At 59.2% G+C, this 18,381-nt stretch carries 12 protein-coding genes and 8 pseudogenes; 12 read left to right on the top strand and 8 right to left on the bottom strand.

Going from position 1 to position 18,381, the window contains the following annotated elements; genetic code table 11:
• On the top strand, positions 1-992 hold a 992-nt coding region (istA, locus tag X773_RS70160), incomplete at its 5' end, for an IS21 family transposase (protein WP_023680148.1).
• Positions 989-1,327 (top strand): annotated as a pseudogene (locus X773_RS70155) (ATP-binding protein); the annotation flags it as partial. The gene istA and the pseudogene X773_RS70155, both read left to right, overlap by 4 nt.
• Positions 1,328-1,447: 120 nt before the next feature.
• Here X773_RS70155 and X773_RS70150 read toward each other — a convergent pair.
• Both X773_RS70150 and X773_RS70145 read right to left on the bottom strand, forming a co-directional pair.
• Positions 1,448-3,517, bottom strand: a complete 2,070-nt coding sequence (locus X773_RS70150; RefSeq protein ID WP_023680146.1) for a recombinase family protein — start codon at positions 3,515-3,517, stop codon at positions 1,448-1,450.
• Positions 3,501-3,794: a hypothetical protein gene (locus X773_RS70145; RefSeq protein ID WP_023680145.1), complete on the bottom strand. Its 294-nt coding sequence runs from the start codon at positions 3,792-3,794 to the stop codon at positions 3,501-3,503. Before X773_RS70145 ends, X773_RS70150 begins: the two co-directional genes overlap by 17 nt.
• Positions 3,795-4,218: 424 nt before the next feature.
• Here X773_RS70145 and X773_RS75565 point away from each other — a divergent pair.
• Positions 4,219-4,714 (top strand): annotated as a pseudogene (locus tag X773_RS75565) (ATP-binding protein).
• A 348-nt stretch (positions 4,715-5,062) separates the two neighbouring features.
• Here the strand turns inward: X773_RS75565 and X773_RS70135 are convergent.
• Positions 5,063-5,405, bottom strand: a pseudogene (locus X773_RS70135) (transposase); the annotation flags it as partial.
• Between the two features lie 33 nt (positions 5,406-5,438).
• On the bottom strand, positions 5,439-5,999 hold the full coding sequence (locus X773_RS70130; RefSeq protein ID WP_031212953.1) for a hypothetical protein: 561 nt from the start codon (positions 5,997-5,999) through the stop codon (positions 5,439-5,441).
• A 984-nt stretch (positions 6,000-6,983) separates the two neighbouring features.
• On the opposite strand from X773_RS70130, the gene X773_RS70125 reads away from it, so the two are divergent.
• From X773_RS70125 to X773_RS0139670, 4 genes and pseudogenes are all read left to right on the top strand, one after another.
• Positions 6,984-8,111: a radical SAM protein gene (locus X773_RS70125; RefSeq protein WP_031212951.1), complete on the top strand. Its 1,128-nt coding sequence runs from the start codon at positions 6,984-6,986 to the stop codon at positions 8,109-8,111.
• A gap of 181 nt (positions 8,112-8,292) precedes the next feature.
• The gene (locus X773_RS78605; protein WP_245274841.1) at positions 8,293-8,619 is read left to right on the top strand and encodes a hypothetical protein; all 327 of its coding nucleotides are present in this window, start codon (positions 8,293-8,295) and stop codon (positions 8,617-8,619) included.
• A gap of 250 nt (positions 8,620-8,869) precedes the next feature.
• Positions 8,870-9,700 carry an arginine deiminase family protein gene (locus X773_RS70110; RefSeq protein ID WP_245274840.1) on the top strand — a complete coding sequence of 277 codons (831 nt, stop codon included), beginning with the start codon at positions 8,870-8,872 and terminating at the stop codon, positions 9,698-9,700.
• Positions 9,701-9,801: 101 nt separating this feature from the next.
• Positions 9,802-10,317: pseudogene (locus X773_RS0139670) on the top strand (helix-turn-helix domain-containing protein); the annotation flags it as partial.
• Here X773_RS0139670 and X773_RS75560 read toward each other — a convergent pair.
• A pseudogene (locus X773_RS75560) lies at positions 10,284-10,505 on the bottom strand (IS110 family transposase); the annotation flags it as partial. The pseudogenes X773_RS0139670 and X773_RS75560 overlap by 34 nt on opposite strands.
• A 29-nt stretch (positions 10,506-10,534) precedes the next feature.
• Between X773_RS75560 and X773_RS70105 the strand changes: the two are divergent.
• A pseudogene (locus X773_RS70105) lies at positions 10,535-11,014 on the top strand (IS630 family transposase); the annotation flags it as partial.
• 36 nt (positions 11,015-11,050) lie between these two features.
• Here the strand turns inward: X773_RS70105 and X773_RS70100 are convergent.
• Together X773_RS70100 and X773_RS70095 are read right to left on the bottom strand one after the other, a co-directional pair.
• Positions 11,051-12,363, bottom strand: a pseudogene (locus X773_RS70100) (transposase).
• Between the two features lie 64 nt (positions 12,364-12,427).
• Entirely contained in the window at positions 12,428-13,411 is a 984-nt protein-coding gene (locus X773_RS70095) for an IS5 family transposase (protein ID WP_051406249.1), read from the bottom strand.
• Positions 13,412-13,899: 488 nt separating this feature from the next.
• Between X773_RS70095 and X773_RS75555 the strand changes: the two genes are divergently transcribed.
• The gene (locus X773_RS75555) at positions 13,900-15,126 is read left to right on the top strand and encodes an acetyl-CoA carboxylase biotin carboxylase subunit family protein (protein ID WP_084641750.1); all 1,227 of its coding nucleotides are present in this window, start codon (positions 13,900-13,902) and stop codon (positions 15,124-15,126) included.
• A 207-nt stretch (positions 15,127-15,333) separates the two neighbouring features.
• On the opposite strand, the gene X773_RS70080 is transcribed toward X773_RS75555, so the two are convergent.
• Positions 15,334-15,915 carry a recombinase family protein gene (locus X773_RS70080; RefSeq protein ID WP_031212944.1) on the bottom strand — a complete coding sequence of 194 codons (582 nt, stop codon included), beginning with the start codon at positions 15,913-15,915 and terminating at the stop codon, positions 15,334-15,336.
• Between the two features lie 169 nt (positions 15,916-16,084).
• On the opposite strand from X773_RS70080, the pseudogene X773_RS79170 reads away from it, so the two are divergent.
• From X773_RS79170 to X773_RS73970, 3 genes and pseudogenes are all read left to right on the top strand, one after another.
• Positions 16,085-16,297: pseudogene (locus X773_RS79170) on the top strand (DUF4158 domain-containing protein); the annotation flags it as partial.
• 97 nt (positions 16,298-16,394) lie between these two features.
• On the top strand, positions 16,395-17,477 hold the full coding sequence (locus X773_RS76925) for a Tn3 family transposase (protein WP_023680126.1): 1,083 nt from the start codon (positions 16,395-16,397) through the stop codon (positions 17,475-17,477).
• On the top strand, positions 17,386-18,348 hold the full coding sequence (locus X773_RS73970) for a Tn3 family transposase (protein ID WP_051406248.1): 963 nt from the start codon (positions 17,386-17,388) through the stop codon (positions 18,346-18,348). The genes X773_RS76925 and X773_RS73970 overlap by 92 nt, the downstream gene beginning before the upstream one ends.
• The last annotated feature ends 33 nt before the right edge of the window (positions 18,349-18,381 follow it).

Raw genomic sequence — 18,381 nt, 5'->3', positions numbered from 1 at the left:
GCTACACGGCCGTTACCGACTTCCTGCGCGACGTCCGTCCTGCCGCGGCGGAGCGTGGATACGAGGTTCGCTTCGAGACCCCGCCCGGCGAGCAGGCGCAGGTCGACTTCGCCCAGTTCAATGTCGTCTTTACCGATGAGCCGACCACGCCGAGAATCGTCTGGCTATTCTCCATGGTGCTTGGCTTCAGTCGCCTTATCTGGGCACGCTTCGTCGTCCACCAGGATCTGCCGACTGTCTTGCGCTGCCATGCTGGGGCTTTCGAGGCGCTGGGCGGCGCTCCTCGCGAAGTGCTTTACGACCGTATGAAGACGGCTGTGATCGGCGAAGGCGATACCGGCGGCATCGTCTACAACCGTGCCCTCGTCGATCTTGCCCGCCACTATGGTTTCCATCCCAAGGCGTGTCGGCCTTACCGCGCCAAAACGAAAGGCAAGGTCGAGCGGCCGTTCCGCTACATTCGCGAGGACTTCTTCCTGGCCCGGTCCTTTCGCAATCTCGAAGACCTGAACGCCCAGTTGCGTCACTGGCTGGACACGGTCGCAAACCCGAGGGTTCACGCCACCACAAGGCGTGTCGTCAACGAAGCTTTCGCCGAGGAGCGCGCAGCGCTGCGGCCGCTGCCTTTGGCTCCGTTCCGATCGGTCCTAAAGCTCGAGCGACGTATCAGCCGGGAGGGCATGGTCAGCGTCGGCGGCAATTTCTACAGCGTGCCCGACGCCACCAGGCGCCGTGTCGTCGAGGTACACACGCTGGCCGAAGAGTTGCGCATCTTCGAGGACGGCGCACTGATTGCCACCCATCCTATTCTCGAAGGCCGGCACCAGCGTCATGTCGAGCCGGGTCATCGCAACATCCACGTCCACAAGCGCCGACAAAGACTGAGGAACGACGAGGTCATTCTTCATGGCTCGGGCGACAGGGTCGCTCAGCGTCCGTTGGCCTTCTACGACGCCGTCGCCCGGGTGATGGCGAACGAGCAACGTCCATGACGAACGCGCTCGACACCACGCCATCCACCATCGACCGGATCCGCCACGACCTCGTCGGCCTGAAGATGCCGCGGGCGCTCGAAGCGCTCGATCATGTCGTGCGCCGGCTCGAGAAAGGCGAGATCGCCGCCCTCGAAGCCATGGACATCCTCCTCTCGGAAGAGTTGACCCTGCGCGAGAACAGCCGGATCAAGACGGCACTGCGCATGGGGCGCCTGGCCACGATCAAGACGCTCGCCGGCTTCGACTTCTCTTTCCAGCCCTCGCTCGACCGCGATCGAATCTTCACGCTGGCCCAACTCGGCTTCGTCGCTCGCTGCGAGGTCGTCCACTTCGGCNCTCGCTCGACCGCGATCGAATCTTCACGCTGGCCCAACTCGGCTTCGTCGCTCGCTGCGAGGTCGTCCACTTCCTCGGCCCGCCCGATCCCACGACATAATGCACACCTCGCTATGTTATTGAAAAAGCTGGATCTGCTGATCCTGTGATTGTGATAATGGACTGTGTCCGCTCCTGCCGGAATGGTGCTGGATATCGAGTTGCTCGATATGTTCATGACGGATGATCCAGGGCGTACCCTTGCAATACTGCTCGGCCTTCAGATCGCCGGCGCGGATCATGCGCAGCACGGTCATTGGCCGCAGGCCGAGCTTCGCAGCCGTTTCCTGCAATGTATGCTCGCCGCGCTCCGACCGTTCGTCCTTTTTGTAGACGGCGATGTCGTGCTGGTTGCGGAAAGTGCAGACACGGGACTGCGTCCATCCGTTCAGACGACCCGTGGTTTTGCCGAGCCGGTTGAGAAGCGATGCGATCGCTCTATCCGGCAATTGGCGTGCCAGGGCACGGATCAGGTCCTCGATGTCCGGCGGGGCGCCCCAACGGTGATGGCCTGCCTTGTTCTTCCTGACCGAAAGCGCGGTATGGTCGCCGCCCTGCCAATGCACCAGCATTTTGATGTGGTCGTCTTCGATGGCGACGACAATCTCGCGGATCACGGCACGGATGATCCGCTTGCGCGTGGTGGCGGTGGCGTTGGCATGATGCCATGCCAGTTCGAGATCGGCGCCCATGCGCAGCAGGCTCCGCCGTTCCTCTTCTCCCAGAGCCTCAGGCTTGTGGCGGTCGAGCGCGTCAAGCTCGTCCTGACGCTCGCGGACGGCTACGAGCGCGGCATTCCAGCGTCGCTCCAGTTCGCCTGCTACAAGCCGGTTGTCCGGGTCGACGGCGTCATACTGGCGGCGTGCATGGGCGGCTTCATAACGTGCCTGCTCGAGTGCGAGCTCCACATGGCGCCGCTTCTCTCCAGCCTGCACGGTGGAGGTCTCGATGGCCTTGATCGCCGCTTCCATGCCGAGCGGTTGAAGGCGTTGAAGAACCTCCGCGCTGACCGCCTGATCGACCCGCAACGATCCGAAGCCGATGCACGGGTCGGTTCCGTGGTTGACCTGCGCTCCGCGGCAATGATAGCGCCCCGTATTGCCGTTGCTGCCGGAATAGGAGACATGCAGCTTGCGGCCGCAATGGCCGCAGCGCAAGAGACCGCCGAGCAGCAACTCGCCCCGGCGAAGAGCACCGCGCGGCACCAGGCCTTTGCTTGTGGCATTGTCCGTGATCAGGCGCTGATTCCTCTCAAAATCGTGCCAGCTCAGGTAACCTTCGTGATGGTCGATGAGCAAGACCTCCCAGTCGGCGCGATCGCGCCTGATCCCACGCAAAATCCGTTTGCGTCCGGCCTCTATGGTGACTTTGCTGCAGGTTCGCCCGAACGCATAGGCGCCGGCGTAGATCGGGTTGGTGAGAATGTGGTGCACCGTATTGTAGACGGGCAGCTTCCAGACGATCGCCCTGTCCGCCGCGCGCGTGTAATTTACGGCAGGGAGCATAATGCCCTCGCGGCGCAACCACAGATGCACCTGCCGGATGCTCTGCAGTTCGTCGAAACGCCGGAATACAAGATCGATCGCCTCGCGGATCCGCAGGTCCGGGTCTTTCTCGACCCGGTTCCGGCCCGACTTGACGTAACCGATCGCCACCGTCAGGAAAAGTTCGCCCCGTCGTGCCTTCTGCTTCAGGGCTTCGATCGAGCGGGCCCGCAGGATCGAAAGCTCCAGTTCGCTCATCGTGCCCTTCATGCCGAGCAGCAGCCTGTCGTTGGGATGACGCGGTTCGTAGATGCCGTCCTCATCGATGATGAGCGTTCCGACAAGGCCGCAAAACTCGATGAGCGTATGCCAGTCCCGGCCATTGCGGGCCAGCCGGGAGGCTTCAATGGCGAGGACCGCACCAACCCGACCTTCGCAGATCGCCGCCAGAAGCTTCTCAAAGCCCGGACGGCGGATGCCAGACCCTGAACGACCGAGATCTTCATCGATGACGATGGCGTCTTTCCAGCCAAGGGACCGCGCTCGCTCGGCAAGGCCATATTGGCGTCGCCGGCTCTCGGGATTGTTGACGAGTTGATCGGCCGTCGACTGCCGGACATAGACATAGGCACCGCGCGCGAGATGTTCAGCGGTGATCTTCATGATCTGCCTCCCGTCCCGTCTGGCTCACCACCGCTTCCCTCAGCAAGGTCTCGATCAGCGGGAGGGTGCGTTCCCGGACTTCGCCTGGAAGACTCGATGGCGGAGCCTTCTTGGAAAACAGGTCTGGCTGGTCGGTTCGGCATTGCCTGCGCTGCATGGTCGTCTCCTGGCTGGCGTGAGTCGCTCTGCAGAAAACGTAGACATGCATCGACCTCGCGGCGCAGGTCGCGCAGGCATGAAAGGGGAAAACCATCGTCAGGGCGATCTCTTCCGTCATCCAGATCGGAATCAGCGCCAGGCTGCCATCCGGTTGTCGCCCGACATAGGCCGGCTCACCGCAATAACGCTGACGGCCTGTGACGAAAATCTCCCCGCCCGAACGTGGATGAAAGGCGTAACGGACAATCTTCTTTGCCTCGCCATCCTGATAACGGGCATTATGAGCCCAGTCCGCCCGGCACAGGCAAGAGCCATCTGGCCATTGCGCTTGCCGTCGAGGCTGTGAAGCTGGAAAGAGCGTCTATTTCTGCNTCGCTCGACCGCGATCGAATCTTCACGCTGGCCCAACTCGGCTTCGTCGCTCGCTGCGAGGTCGTCCACTTCGGCACAGGCAAGAGCCATCTGGCCATTGCGCTTGCCGTCGAGGCTGTGAAGCTGGAAAGAGCGTCTATTTCTGCACGCTCGCCGAACTCATCGCCGCGCTGGCAAGGGCCGAACGCGAAGGCCGCCTGCAGGAACGCATCCGCTTCTTCTGCCGGCCTGCTCTGCTCGTTGNGCTGGCAAGGGCCGAACGCGAAGGCCGCCTGCAGGAACGCATCCGCTTCTTCTGCCGGCCTGCTCTGCTCGTTGTCGATGAGATCGGCTACTTGCCCGTCGTCCACGGTGGCGGCAATCTGTTCTTCCAACTCGTCAACGCCCGCTACGAGAAGGGCGCAATGATTCTCACCTCAAATCGCGGCTTCGCCGAATGGGGCGAGGTCTTCGGCGACCCTGTCGTCGCAACCGCACTTCTCGATCGCCTGCTTCACCATGCGGTCGTCGTCCAGATCGAAGGATCGAGTTATCGGCTCCGCCAGCACGCCGAGCTCATGCCCGAACACTTGCGATCAAAAGCCTCCATCACGCCGCCGACATTAAATCCACCATCGCGGCCGCGGCCGGCCACCGAAAAATGGACACCCCTCCGCGACAGTCTGAGCGGCGAAACTGGGGAATTTTACTTCGGCNCGCGGCCGGCCACCGAAAAATGGACACCCCTCCGCGACAGTCTGAGCGGCGAAACTGGGGAATTTTACTTCGGCACTTTTGGGGAAAATTCGAGCGGCATTGACAACAGCGCTCGGGCGCGCCCACGAGCGCGATGGACTGACGCAAGTTCTCCACGCTCAAGCGGCACATCAATCCCACGCGCGTGCCGATCGAGACGAAGGAGAGCTACCGCTGGCTACGAGCGTTCCCTTGAATTTCGTTCGGGTCCAGAACTTCACTGCCGTCAGACCGAGGGGCGTGCCGGTGCCGGTGAAGGCCTCGCCGGAGGCGTACGACGAGCCCGCAGGCGCGACGCTGCGAATAGCCCTTGTTCTCGATCGCCCAGGTCACGGCAGTCCTTCTCGACCCGGGCGTTAGAAGTTTTTTCCGAGCATCTCGCGCAAGGTCGAGACGTCGAGCATGGCATCGGCCAGCAGACGCTTCAGCTTGCCGTTCTCCTCCTCAAGGCTCTTCAGCCGCTTCGCCTCCGACACATCCATGCCGCCATACTTCGAGCGCCACTTATAGAAGGTCGCGTCGCTCACACCGTATTTGCGGCACAGATCCGTCGCCGAAAGCCCAGCCTGGTGTTCCTTCAAATGCCGATGATCTGTTCGTCAGAAAATCTCGATCGCTTCATTGCCTGTCTCCTCATCCGAGGAACAGGCCAACCTCAAACCGAGGACATTTCAGGGAGCACGTCAGTAGCGTTAGATGGCTTCAAAACAAGATCGGCTTTGTTCTCCCGGATGTAATCAATCAGTTCGATCTGACACTGTTCCGAATCAGTTGTTATCCCTCCTCTAACAACGCGGGTCCATGGAATATGGCGCGCAACAAACTCGACCTGCTCTGCATTCAAGTTCGAGATGAACCATTTATCGCTGAGTACAGCAAGGATTGCTTTGTCAGATAATATCCACTGCGAGATCCAGGGATTTATCGAAATCACCTCTTGAGCTGCGCATGCATCTAAGTAGTCCCTAGCGTCGCTGGCTTCAGCAATTTCCCGTACATGAAGTTTATTGTACACGAGCTCGATGAGTTGGCCGTCTGGCCCAACCAGTCCACGTAGTGTTCGCTTCATTGAGCGCAGATCTAGCAGCGCTGCTTTGGCGCCTGCGTCTCCAAGACTCTTCACAATCCAATCTACTTCGTTTGTATAACGGCCACGGAAGTTGACCACCGCGGCGGTTCTGAGCCCGCAGCCGGTCGCAGCATGATAGGCTGACACAAGTTCCCTGCAAAGCAGTTCGGATCTTTCGCAAAAGGCAGCTTGCTCACATCGAGTGAGAGGCCATTTGTCAATGGGTTAGGTATACCGCTCCGATCGGGACACTCTAACTTTGCGGTTACATATGTATTATGGAACTTCTCTGGGGCAGAGCGCGCCCTCCCACATTCGTATCGGATCGATGAAGGTCGCGCCGCCGGTATGGTTGCTTCAGTTCCGTGTTGATTGCTGGATCGAAGAAGATGATCCATTTGTTTCCCGCGTTCGGGACGCGGCTGCCGTTGCTGTAGGCGATGACCTGCACAATCTGTCGACCCCCACACCTGCCGCGCTCTACTAGGCCCCGCCGGCCGTTGAGGCGCCCGCATCCTTAGGCGGCCGAAAAAGCCTAAAGAAAGCAGCAGGGATGAACCGGGCAAGTCTCGGCGTGCAGAGCTTCCATCCCATTGTCCAAAAAGGTGTGTGCAGTCGGCCATCCGACACCTTCAGTCCGGCTTTGTAGGGCTCGCTACGCAGCGTTGTTTAGCCGAACTCCGATCCTTATTTGGGCCAACGTGCTGACGAGTAACAGCAAAACTCTTTTCTCCAGTTCGACGAGATGATTGGCACGAGTCTTGAACGGCTTTTGTGAGGAGCGGCGAAAGCTACCGTGCTGCATCTAGATCGCAGGTAGCGCCGAGGATTGAACAAAGTGAGGAAAATAACATGTCAGATCCGCTTCACCAAAGGGCGCTCACACGCCGCACTGGCCTTGACCCCGAATTTCTCGTCGACGACCGACTCTGTGCGTGAGCAAGAGAAATAGCGTCCGGGTATGTAACAAGCCAGTGTCCAAACCTCGCTACCTCAGAATGGCAAGTTCTACTAGCCTTTGCGCTCACACCGCCTCTCGCCGGTCCGGCAGGGGCGCGAGGTCACTTGCAAGATGATGGAGGGATTGATGTTTTGCGAAGACACACCGCATGGGAACCATGAGGGTGAGAAATGAAACGTCCATCTGTGAGAACAAACCCGCAGCGGCAGCGAATGGTGAATGAGCAATTTGAGATATTGCGTGTTCGGGAGAGATTGCTACCCATAAAAGTCTCAACGTTCTTTAAACGGAAAGTAGACGAGGAAATTGAGCAACTTGGGCACACGGAAGGTCCCCTCCATCGTATGGTTTACCCCACGAACGAGCGGCTCAACATAAGGGCACCCGGCGAGGTTCCTGACTTTGTTGATGACAGGGTAAACATGCCGCCAGACACAACGGGCAACATCATTCAAAAATACCGTGACCGCATCCTATATATGCCGACATCTACATGTGTCTCGCATTGCCAATACTGCTTCCGCCAGGATGTTTTGTCAGAGCCTCAACACTCCCAGCGTAGCATGTTCATAGATTCCGTCGAACAACTGTCTGGTTACCTCGACACCTACACGGATGCGGAGGAAGTAATCTTATCCGGAGGTGATCCGATGACTCTCACGGCCCCATCTTTGGCGAAAATTTTCGAAGTCATTAAAGCGCATCGCCATATTCGGTCGATACGAATTCACACCAAAGCAATTAGTTATAATCCTCAGCTCATCATCGACGAGAGGAAGCTAGGGCTGTTGTCATCAGCAGGTGTTCGCCTCGTCTTTCACCTCACACACCCGTATGAGATTTGCGACGAGGTGAAGGAGGCCATCGCGAAGATCCGCCAAGCCGGAATCCGATGCTATAACCAATTTCCCATATTGCGGCAGATTAATGATCATCATGTCGTGCTTCTTCAGCATCTGGAACAGCTAGATCAGCTTGGAATCCGGAACCTATCGATTTTCGTTCCTGACCCAATTAATTTTTCGGCTCCGTTCAGGATCAACCTTGCTCGGTTGATCGGCATAATTGAGAGGATTAACTGGTTCAGTCCTTCTTGGATCAACTCGACGCGCTTCGTCATGGATACGAGGGTTGGAAAAGTGAGGCGTGAAGATATTAACGAGTACAATCTAGATGCGGGGGTAGCAACATTCAACCGCGATGGAAATTCAGTCGCCTATCCGGACTTTCCCGCCGAGCTTGATGTGCCAGGAAACCTAGAAATCATGCTGTGGCGAGGCAATGTCACCATTGTATAAGGGTTCCCCTTGTGCATAGGCCTCATCTTTTCCATAGGTCCGCAGAATGCGGAAATATTGAGGATCGGTACACTGGGAGGGCCGACTTTCCTCCTGGCTTCGGTATTCGTACTTTGCGACGCTATTCTTGTGACCCCTGGTGCCTGGGGCTGGGAGCCTGATCGTACTGAACAGAAGTGTCATGCTCATTTTGACAATTGGCACCGCTGTCATGTTGGTGATGCTTGCGCTTCGTGCCGTCCAGCGCACCCGGACGTTGAGTGATTTTGACTTGGAGCTGAATTCCGCCGCTGAGCTGGATGGGAAGACCGCCGGCGTTGAAACCTCGACAGCGTACGGCAAGTACCTTGAATCTAAATTCGGCGATCGCGTTGAGGTTCGTGAGTGTCCCACGGTCACAGAAGCATTCGCCGATCTGAAATCCCAGATATCGACTATGTCCTTAATGATGCCAATTCCAGCTACTTCGCAATCAAGCGTGATGATGAAGCTGGCGCCCTGCGCCTGATAGGCGAGCCCGTGGTCGATCCCATCCTGGGTGAAGGCGTAGGCACGCGTTGCAAAGACAAATACAGAACTTCGTGACGAGCTGAATAAAGCTCTGGACAACGTGATCTCAAGCGGGAAATACGAGAATATCAACACGAGAATACTTCCCATACGACCTGAGGTAAAAAATGTCGTTACATGGTTCACCAGACGTCACCACAGAAACGTCTCTTACAACACACAAATGGGGGGTGGACTCTGAGTACGGCGTGTTGAAAGACGTATTGCTATGCTCGCCGCAGCATTACGGATGGGTGCCGATCAATTCGGTCGTCAAGGAAAAGATGACCGAAAACGTTCCGGACGTTGCGGCTGCGATGTCACAGCATGATGAAATTGTGTCTGCCTTCGGCGAAACCGGTGTCAACGTGCACTTTCTTCAGCCTCAGCCCCACCTGGTTTTTCAGAGCGACACGCGTGACAGTAGTCAGATGACCCCTTGGGGTGCCGCAATCCTCCAGCTCAGACACATTGAGCGGCGGGGCGAATACGCATCGGTGATCGATTTCTATCGATCAAAGGGCATTCCTATTCCTTTGATGTCGTCCAAAGGCACGATTGAAGGTGGCGATATTTCAGTCACGAAGCCTGGGTTGATAATCGTAGGATACAGCGGTGAACGCACAACGCGGGATGGCGCTGAGGAGTTCACTTCGCTGTTCAAAAAGAATGGCTGGAGGGTGCATCTGCAGCCGTTTCCGGAGCACTTCCTCCATTTGGATGTTATTTTCAGCATGGCGGCGGAAAACTTGGCTTTGGTTTGCACCGAAGTCCTTCCGGATTCTTTCATTGATCTTCTCCGGGAGGAAAAAATCCGGATCATTCCGGTGACGTACAAGGAGGCGATGGACCTTGGATGCAATGTTGTTTCTCTGGGAAATGACCGGGTTATGACGTCCAGGCACAATCGCTCTGTGATCGACAAATTGCGGGCAGAGGGTCTCAAGGTAGTGGATCCTTATTTCCCGGAGTTTGCCAAAGGTGGCAGCGGCATTCATTGCCTAACGATGCCACTCAAGCGAGAGCCCGTCGCAGCATGAGCTTTCTCGGTGGTTACGGATATGTAGACTAGTGGTCCCCGCCTGACATAAGAGTCCTTGGTGGGAATTCCCTTTCCGGTGTGCGCATGCGAATCTGGCGCATGCGCACAGTAATATCGTTCACCGTTTCGCCGACCGATCGCTCCCGTCTGACGGCGCTGATCAGGGACCGCAATGCCCCGCAAAAGCATGTCTGGCGCGCCGAGATCGTGCTTCTGTCAGCCGACGGCGTCGGCACCGTCGAAATCATGCGCCGGACCGGCAAGTCGAAGACCTGCGTGTGGCGCTGGCAGGAGCGCTTTGCCGCGGAAGGCTGCGACGGGCTGCTGCGCGACAAGACGCGGCCGTTGCGCATTCCGCCGCTCGGACCCGAGGCCGGCGAGCGCGTCGTGGCGCTGACGCTTGCCGATCCGCCGGGCGAGACGACGCACTGGACCGCCGACATGATGGCGAAAGCTGCCGCCATCAGCGCCAGCGCAGTCAGGCGCATCTGGAAGGCGCATGGCCTCGCACCCCACCGCTGGTGCCAGTTCAAGCTCTCCAACTTCGTCGACAAGCTGCGCGACGTCGTCGGCCTCTATGTCGATCCGCCGCACGCCTCGATCGCAATCACCGTCGGCGGCGCTTCCTCGAAGAACGCCACCATCTCCTTGCGCCGAAGCTTCTTGCGCAGAACCGGGTCTTCAGCCGCGTTCACACCATGGAGCTGGAACACGTGCTTTGACGTATCCATGCCAATTCGAATAATCTGTTCCTCGGACGGTCTCCTTTGCTTGAGATCTTCAACGACCTCATTCTGGCACATCGATGCCCTGCGGGGGCCGTCCACACCAACACGACTACAAGCGCCACGGCACAACGACGCTGTTTGCCGCCCTCAACGTCCTCGACGGCACCGTCATCGGCAGGAACATGCAGCGCCATCGCCATCAGGAGTTCATCCGCTTTCTCAATGCCATCAACGCCGAGGTTCCCGCAGACAAGGCGGTGCACGTGGTCCTCGACAACTATGCTCCCCACAAGCACCCCAAGGTGCGCGCCTGGCTCGACCGTCACGAGCGCTTCACCTTCCACTTCACTCCGACATCATGCTCATGGCTCAACGCGGTCGAAGGCTTCTTCGCCAAGCTGTCCAAGCGCCGCCTGAAACGCGGCGTCTTCCACTCCGTCGATCTCCAGGCCGCCATCAACCGCTTCCTCGCCGAGCACAACCAGCAGCCCAAGCCCTTCACCTGGACCGCCGATCCCGACAAAATCATCGCCGCCGTCAAGCGCGGGCACCAAGCGTTGGACACTAGGAGCCTGTCCAGATAGCTCCGGCATAGGGGTGTTGGCTGAACGATAGCCGGTTCATGCCGCTCGGGCGAGCTTGGTGAGGTTGTGGGCGGTGCAGATCAGCGCCCATTCGGCTTTCACTTTCTCGATGCCGCGCAGCAGGAATTGCCTGAACCCTCTTGCCTGTTTGATCTGTCCGAACACCGGCTCGACGACTTGCTTTCTGAGCCTGTATCGGGTTCGTCGTCCCGCTCGCTTCAGCTTGTACCGCATCGCCTGGACGAGCGGTCCGGTAATTTTGGGTCTGCCTTGGGCAGGGTGCTTGGCGCGCCCGGTAGCGAGGTAAGCGCCGACCTCGCGCTCGGCCAAGGCGGCAAGATTTGTCTCGCTGCAGTAACCGGCATCGGCTGAGGCTTCCTTTGGCTTGCGGCCGAGATTGTCCTTGATCCCGTCGATGAGCGGCACGAGTTGGTCCTGGTCGCTCATGCTGTGCGTCAGGCTCTGGGCCACGATGATCTGGGCCGACAGCGGCCTGCGCATTGTAGCCCTGAATGTAACCGTCCTTGGTCTTCAAGATGCGGCTTCCCGGATCGGTGAAGTTGCGCTGCGCCTTGCCCTCAGGCTCCGTCTTCGGTGGCGCCGGCGTCTTGCCGTTCTTCTTGCGGCCCTCTGCCTTGCGCTGCTCCTCCGCCTTGTCCCGGCGGCGCATCTCTTCTTCGGCGGCGGCCTTGGCTTCGGCCTCCAGTTCGGCCTTGGCCTGGCGAATCTTCTCCAGTCGCTTCTGCTTGTCGGCCACCCAATCGGGCATCTCGTCGCCGCGCTGCTTGCCGTAGAGCTTGTCCTCCTCCCGATCGGCCGCCTCCGCGGCTTTGAGCCAGCGGTCGACCTCGGCCTCGAGCTCCGCTTCCCGCTTCTTCATGCGCTCGTAGCTCATCGCCTTGTGCTTGGACGCGTTGGCCTTGATCTTGGTGCCGTCGAGCGCCACGTGCCCGAGCTTCACCAATCCCGCCTTCTCGGCAAGCTGGAAGACCTGCACGAACAGCGCAGCCAGCGCCTTCAGATGCCGTCTGCGGAACTCCGAGATGGCGGAAGTCCGGCGCATCGCCCGCCACGATCATCATGAAATCCGCTCGCTCACAAGCCGCCCTGGCGATCCGCCGCGACGAGTAGATGCTGCTCGCGTAGCCATGCAGAAGCAGCGCCGTCATCATGCGCGGATCGAACGGTGGTTGGCCCAGCATGCTCCTGTAGCTGCCGGCAATCGCGGAAAGATCAAGCTCTTCCCGCACCAGCGCCACGATCAGCCGAGACGGGGGTTTTGCACGGGGAGCGAAGTCGCGTTTGGTGGGGTAAAGGGGCTTTTTGAAGACCTGCGGAGTGGGTATCAGCGGCCTTGCGAGGCAATCTGCAGGTTTAGGCGGCCGATCCCGCGGATTCTGGGCAGACTCCTCCTCATGCCCGCCTCTCATCGGGTGGGTAGAGGGCGCCGATCATGGTCCGCAGATTGTAGGCGCAGGCGGCCAGCATGCACTGCGTGCGGTTGGCGGCGAGACTGAAGAAGCGCATGCGCCGCATGCCGTAGCGCTTCTTGAACACGGCGAAGCGCCGCTCGACCGCCGCCCGCACCTTGGCGATCAGCCGGTTGCGCAGCTTGTGGCGCGGCGGCAACTCGGGGTGATGCTTGTTGGGCCGCCGCATCAGCCGGTCCTTGATGTTGGCCTTGGTGAGCCGGGCATGCCTGGCATGGGTATAATAGGCCTGATCGCCATAGGCCGCCCTTTCATCGCCGCTGATCAGTGCGTCGGCCGGCTCGGTGTCGGTGACCGAGGCGTAGCTCACCTCGACACGCCGGATCAAGGTGTGTTCCTGGTCGACGCCGATGTGCATCTTATAGCCGAAGATGCTCTTCTTGCCCTTCTTGCCCCAGCGCGCATCCTTGTCGGCCGCCGGCTTGATCGGGCCTTGGTAGCCTTTCTTCGGCTGCTTGGGCGGGCGGCTGCCCGCCTGCAGGAATGTGGCATCGACCAGCGTGCCGCGCTTGACGATCAGGCCCTTCTCTTCCAGCTGACGGTTGATCTCCTCGAATACCTTGTCGATCAGCCGTTCGCGCGTCAGCTCCTCGCGGAAGCGCCACAGTGTCGAATGGTCCGGCGTGCGATCCGAAAGGCTGAAACCGGCAAAGCGGCGGAACGACAACCGGTCACGGATCTGCGCTTCAAGCGCCGGATCGCTCAGCCCATGCCACATGCCCAGCAAAAGACAGCGCACCAGCGGTTCCGCCGGATAGCTGGTGTTGCCCGAGCCGGGACCGCTGCGCTGACCCAGCAATGTTCGGATCGCGCCCAGTCCAGCTCCTTCGATACCAGGTCGAAAATCGTCGTCCGACGCCGCCAGACCGTCCGCCAGACTCAACTGACCCAAAACACGATCCGCCATCCCGAATCTCCATGCTGCGACCATCACCACAGAATCACCGTTCGGCTTCTGTGCAAAGGTCTCGAGACAGGTGATCCCTGGGCACGTAATCCTGCACGCTCGGCGGCAGAACCTGTGCCTCATCGATCTTCCAGGGGCGAAAGTCCTTGCTCATAGCCCAGCAAGGAATCAGACTCGCACCCGCTTGACCAGTGACTACTCAGACACGCTCCTAGCTGCCCGGCATCCGCCCAGGGTTGCCGATGCGGATCCGAGCGGTGGCGCTCGGCAAGCATCCGGAGGTAGTCGCACCTGGCTACATACAGATGGCTGAATACATTGGCCATCAACGCTGCAAGATTTCCTTCAAATAACTTCACAGAACTTTGCGCCCGCAAGTCGCTGACGATGGTACGTTTACCACAAGTCCGGGGGCAGGCACCGCTGAAAAAGCGGATGCCAACCTGTGCTCGGATCGCCACACGCCGCTCGACGGAGAACCAAAACCCATGGCAAGAAGAGCACTCGTCCTGCTTGAAGGAGATATCCGCACTGGTCCGCTGTTCGCCCAAGCGGCCCGGCGTCTTGGTCTTCATCCAATTATCCTGTCGGCTGATCCAGCTCAGTACGACTATCTTGCGGCGGAAGGGATGGAGGCAATCCGTGTCGATACAGACAATCTCGATGCGCTGATCCGCGAATGTTCCCGGCTACGTGCCACCTATGACATTGCTGGCATTACGAGCGCTAGGGAGGCGGTCTATGCGACAGTTGGCAAGCTCTGCCGGCATTTCGATCTACCAGGACCGAACCCCGCATCGATTGAACGATGCTGCGACAAATTCACTCAACGTCAGCTCCTCGCGGAGGCGGGTATTCCGGTGCCTGCTTATCGCATGGCGGAGAATGCTAAGGACGTACAAAGTTCTGCCACGGAGATCGGCCTGCCCGTGATCCTTAAGCCAGTCGTTGGCAGCGGCAGCTGCGGTGTCCGATTGTGCCGCAATGTCGACGAGTTGGCCGAACATACGACGTATCTTTTGGGCGGAAAGCACATATGGCAGTCTTCGCCGAGGATATTGGTCGAGGAATTCGCCCACGGCCCCCATTATGGCGCGGAGATAATGGGAAATGAAGTCATTGGGGTTTGTGCCGTTGACTACGGGCCCCCGCCGCATTTCGTCTGTCGTGAGTCTATCTATCCGGCCCCGCTCACTGGTGACGAGCATAAACGTATCGTCGAGGTTGGGTTGAGCTGTTTGCGAGCGCTCGGCCTCGGCTGGGGGCCAACGAACGTTGAATTCCGATGGACGAAGCTTGGCCCAGTCGTCATTGAAGTCAATCCGCGTCTTCCCGGGGGGTCCGTTCCTCAACTGGTTCAGCTGGCTTACGGTGTCGATCTCGTCACTGAGCACACCAAGCTAGTGATCGGTGAGGAATGGGATTTGCGCAGAAAGCATTTGCAAACTGCGGCCTCGCGGAACCTGCTTCCTGATCGCGATGGCGTCATTGATTGGATCGATGGCGCCTATCGGGCGGCTGCTGTACCAGGTGTAGCCGAAGTCCGATTTTATGTTGAACCCAAGGCGCCGGTCGTCAGGAAGGGCGATTACCGAGATAGGATCGGACATGTCATCGCCGCTTCACCCAGCCGTACTCAAACCGAGGCGATACTTCAGCGTGCCGTCGACTTGATCAATTGGTCGATCACGCCGTCTTCAACCCCTTGCAAATAGCAGCAAATTGCGGCCTTCCCCCGCACCAGCGGAGATGGCCTCAGGTAAGAAGTAATCGTTGTCGGTCTCGAAATACACGTCTGTGCGGCAGACGAGCTGCGGCAGGTGCCGTAGCGGATCGTGTTGGAATTTGGCGGAGCAGCCTCCGGTAGGCCTCACGACACGAAAGTAGCGAATTTGTCCGACTTTTGAGAACGTAGCACGAACTCAGGACGCTGACCGGATTTTGGCTTTTGATTTTTCCGCTTTGAGGGCGGCGTAGAGCGCGGTTTTCCCGATTTTCACACGGGCGGCCGCCTCTCGGACGTTCAACCCACTTGCCATGTGTTGGCGAGCTTTCCTCAGTTTGTCCGGGGTGACAGCGGGTTGTCGACCGCCACGCCGGCCACGATCCTCGGCCGCTTTCAGTCCGGCCTTCGTGCGCGCCCCAATCAGATCGCGTTCGAACTGTGCCAGTGCCCCAAAGAGATGGAACACCAGCCGACCGCCCGAGTTCGTCGTGTCGATATTCTCGGTCAGAGACCGGAATCCGACACCCTTGGCATCCAGCTCCGTGATGATTTCGATCAGGTGTTTCATCGAGCGACCAAGCCGGTCGAGCTTCCAGACCGTGAGAGTGTCTCCTTCCCTGACATAGCGAATTGCATCGGCCAGTCCGGGCCGCTCGGTTTTCACGCCGGATGCCCGATCTTCAAAAGTCTTCTCGCACCCTGCTTTGCGCAGGGCGTCGAGTTGCAAGGCGGTATCCTGTTCGCCTGTCGAAACCCTCACATAGCCGATCGTCGCCATTCCCCGCCTCATCTGTCCGTCTTCCCGTTCATCCCGGACTTTGTCCGATTTGCCATCGGGGAACAAGGTGTGCGGACAAATTCTGGGGATACCGTATAAGGATCGTTTCCCGGACAGGCCAATCGCGCTTCGATCCTCCCCTTCCTGTTGAAGCGAGCGGAGTTGGTGAATGGCGCGACGAACCCTTTTGAGTGAAGCGTGGTGGCAGCAGGCGACTGCCATGCCGGATGACGAGCGGGAGATCATCAAGCACTACACGCTGGACCAGGCAGACCTCGATCTGATCCTTCGCCAAAATCGGTCGCCGAACCGGTTGGGATTGGCCTGCGTTCTCGCCGCTCTTCGCCATCCCGGCCGCGCCCTCGCCGATAATGAGGTTCTCCCGCAAGGCATGTTGCGATATCTGGCCCGGCAGATTGGCGTCGATCACAGGTTCACAAATATTTCGACCGGCCACAGACGCGGCGAGAACCCTCGCCATGCTCCTCGATCGGCTGAAGGCGCGACCGTTTTCGTCGACGGACATCCGGGTGCTGACCGGCTGGCTGACGCCGGCCGCCCAGACCCTGCGCCACGCCGACGCACTGGCGGATATGGTGCTGGAGGTGCGGCGAAGACATATCCTTCTGCCAACGCGGGCTGCCCTAGAAACCATCATCCATGTGGTCATCCGGCGCCGCGTTCGGATCGCTCACCGGGCGCTCTCCAACGGCCTGTCGGAAAGCCAGAAAGTCAGCCTCGATGCTCTTCTCGAGATTCGCGAAGGCACGGCCGTGACGACGCTCGCATGGTTGCGGGCGCCATCATTGTCGCCGAACGCCGTCAATCTCGACAGAATTGCCGAACGGGTCAAGCTGCTGCGGTCTCTCGCCCTGCCAGCTGAGTTGGCCGACTGGATTCCCGTAAAGCTCTTCGATGAGCTTTCCGCAGAAGGAAACAGGATGAGCGCCCAGCATCTTCGCGATCTCAATCCCGAGCGGCGTCGTGCCGTGCTGGCCGCGACGGCGCTATACCTTTCCCGCAACCTGACCGATTGCGCCATGGATCTGTTCGAGAAGCTGCTCGGCGCTTTGACGCGGCGCGCGGACAATCAAGCGGCCCAGAGGGTCACACGCTCCGTTCGTGAGCTTCAGAAACCGCTGAAGGACGTCTCAAGGGTTTGCCACGCGATGATCGACGCAAACGAGAAAGGCGAAGACGTAAGTTCAGCGATCGACCGCACGGTGCATTGGCGCCAGTTCATCAGCAGCGTGCAGGCTGTCGACACGCTTATCGCCCCGGATGTCGTCGACGGCAAAGCCGATCTGCTTTCGCGCTATCCGACGATCCGAAAGATGGCGCCGGAATTTCTTTCGACCTTCGTGTTTCGTGGCCACGCCGTCGCAGCCAATCTCTTGCGGGCCTTGGCAACGATCACCGATCTCTATCGGACGGGCAAGCGCAACGTCCCTGCCAGAGCGCCTATTTCCTTTGCGGCTGGCTGCCCTTGTCCTGGAAGATGGCAGGATCAACCGCAAAGCCTACGAGTTCTGCGTCTTCAGCGAATTGAAGCGCCGGCTTGATGCCGGCGATGTCTGGGTCGAGGGATCGAAGCGCTTCCAGTCGTTCGAAAGCTTTCTCATTCCGACGCCAACGTTCGAGCTGATGCGCGAGGAAGGGCCATTGCCAGTCGCGGTCGAGACCGATGTCGAAATCTACCTTCAGGAACAGCGAACGATCCTGAACAAAGGCCTGTCCGACCTTGCTCGGCTCGCAGAAGCGGGAGAACTCGATGATGTCGAGTTGACCGAAATCGGCTTCAACGTCACTCCGCATAAGGCTGCATTGCCCGACATCGCCAGGTCGCCGAAGCCCAAGGTAGAGTCCCGGTTGCCGCTAATCCGGATCACCGACATGATCCTCGAAGTGGACGCCCGCACAGGATTCTCGAACGCCTTCACCCACCTGCGCACGGGCCGGTCCGCCGACAACAAGCTTGCGCTGCTCACCGCCATTCTCGCCGACGGCATTAATCTCGGCCTGACCCGCATGGCGGATGTTTCTCCAGGCCTGACGATGCGGCAGCTTGCGTGGGCTCATGACTGGCACATCCGAGAGGAAGGCTATACCGCGGCGCATGCGATCCTCATCAATGCCCAACGAAGCCTGCCCCTCATGGCGATCTGGGGTGACGGCTCCACATCGTCGTCTGACGGACAGTACTTCCAGGCCGGCGGTCCCGGCGAGGCTAGAGGCGACCTCAATGCACGCTACGGTTCAAATCCCGGCGCCAAATTCTACCGGTTCACGTCCGACCAGTATGGCGCGTTCCACATCATTACCATGAGCGCCAATGCTAGAGAAGCCATCCATGTTCTGATGGCCTACTCTATCACGGCAGCGATCGCGCCATCGAAACCCACTACGTCGATACCGGCGGCGTCAGCGACATGAGCTTGCGCTCTGCCATCTGCTCGGCTTCCAGCT

The organism is Mesorhizobium sp. LSJC280B00 (genome assembly GCF_000502835.1).
Classification (GTDB): Bacteria; Pseudomonadota; Alphaproteobacteria; order Rhizobiales; family Rhizobiaceae; genus Mesorhizobium.
Note: the sequence above shows the minus strand (reverse complement) of the source record. Positions and strands in the feature narration are given on the sequence as shown.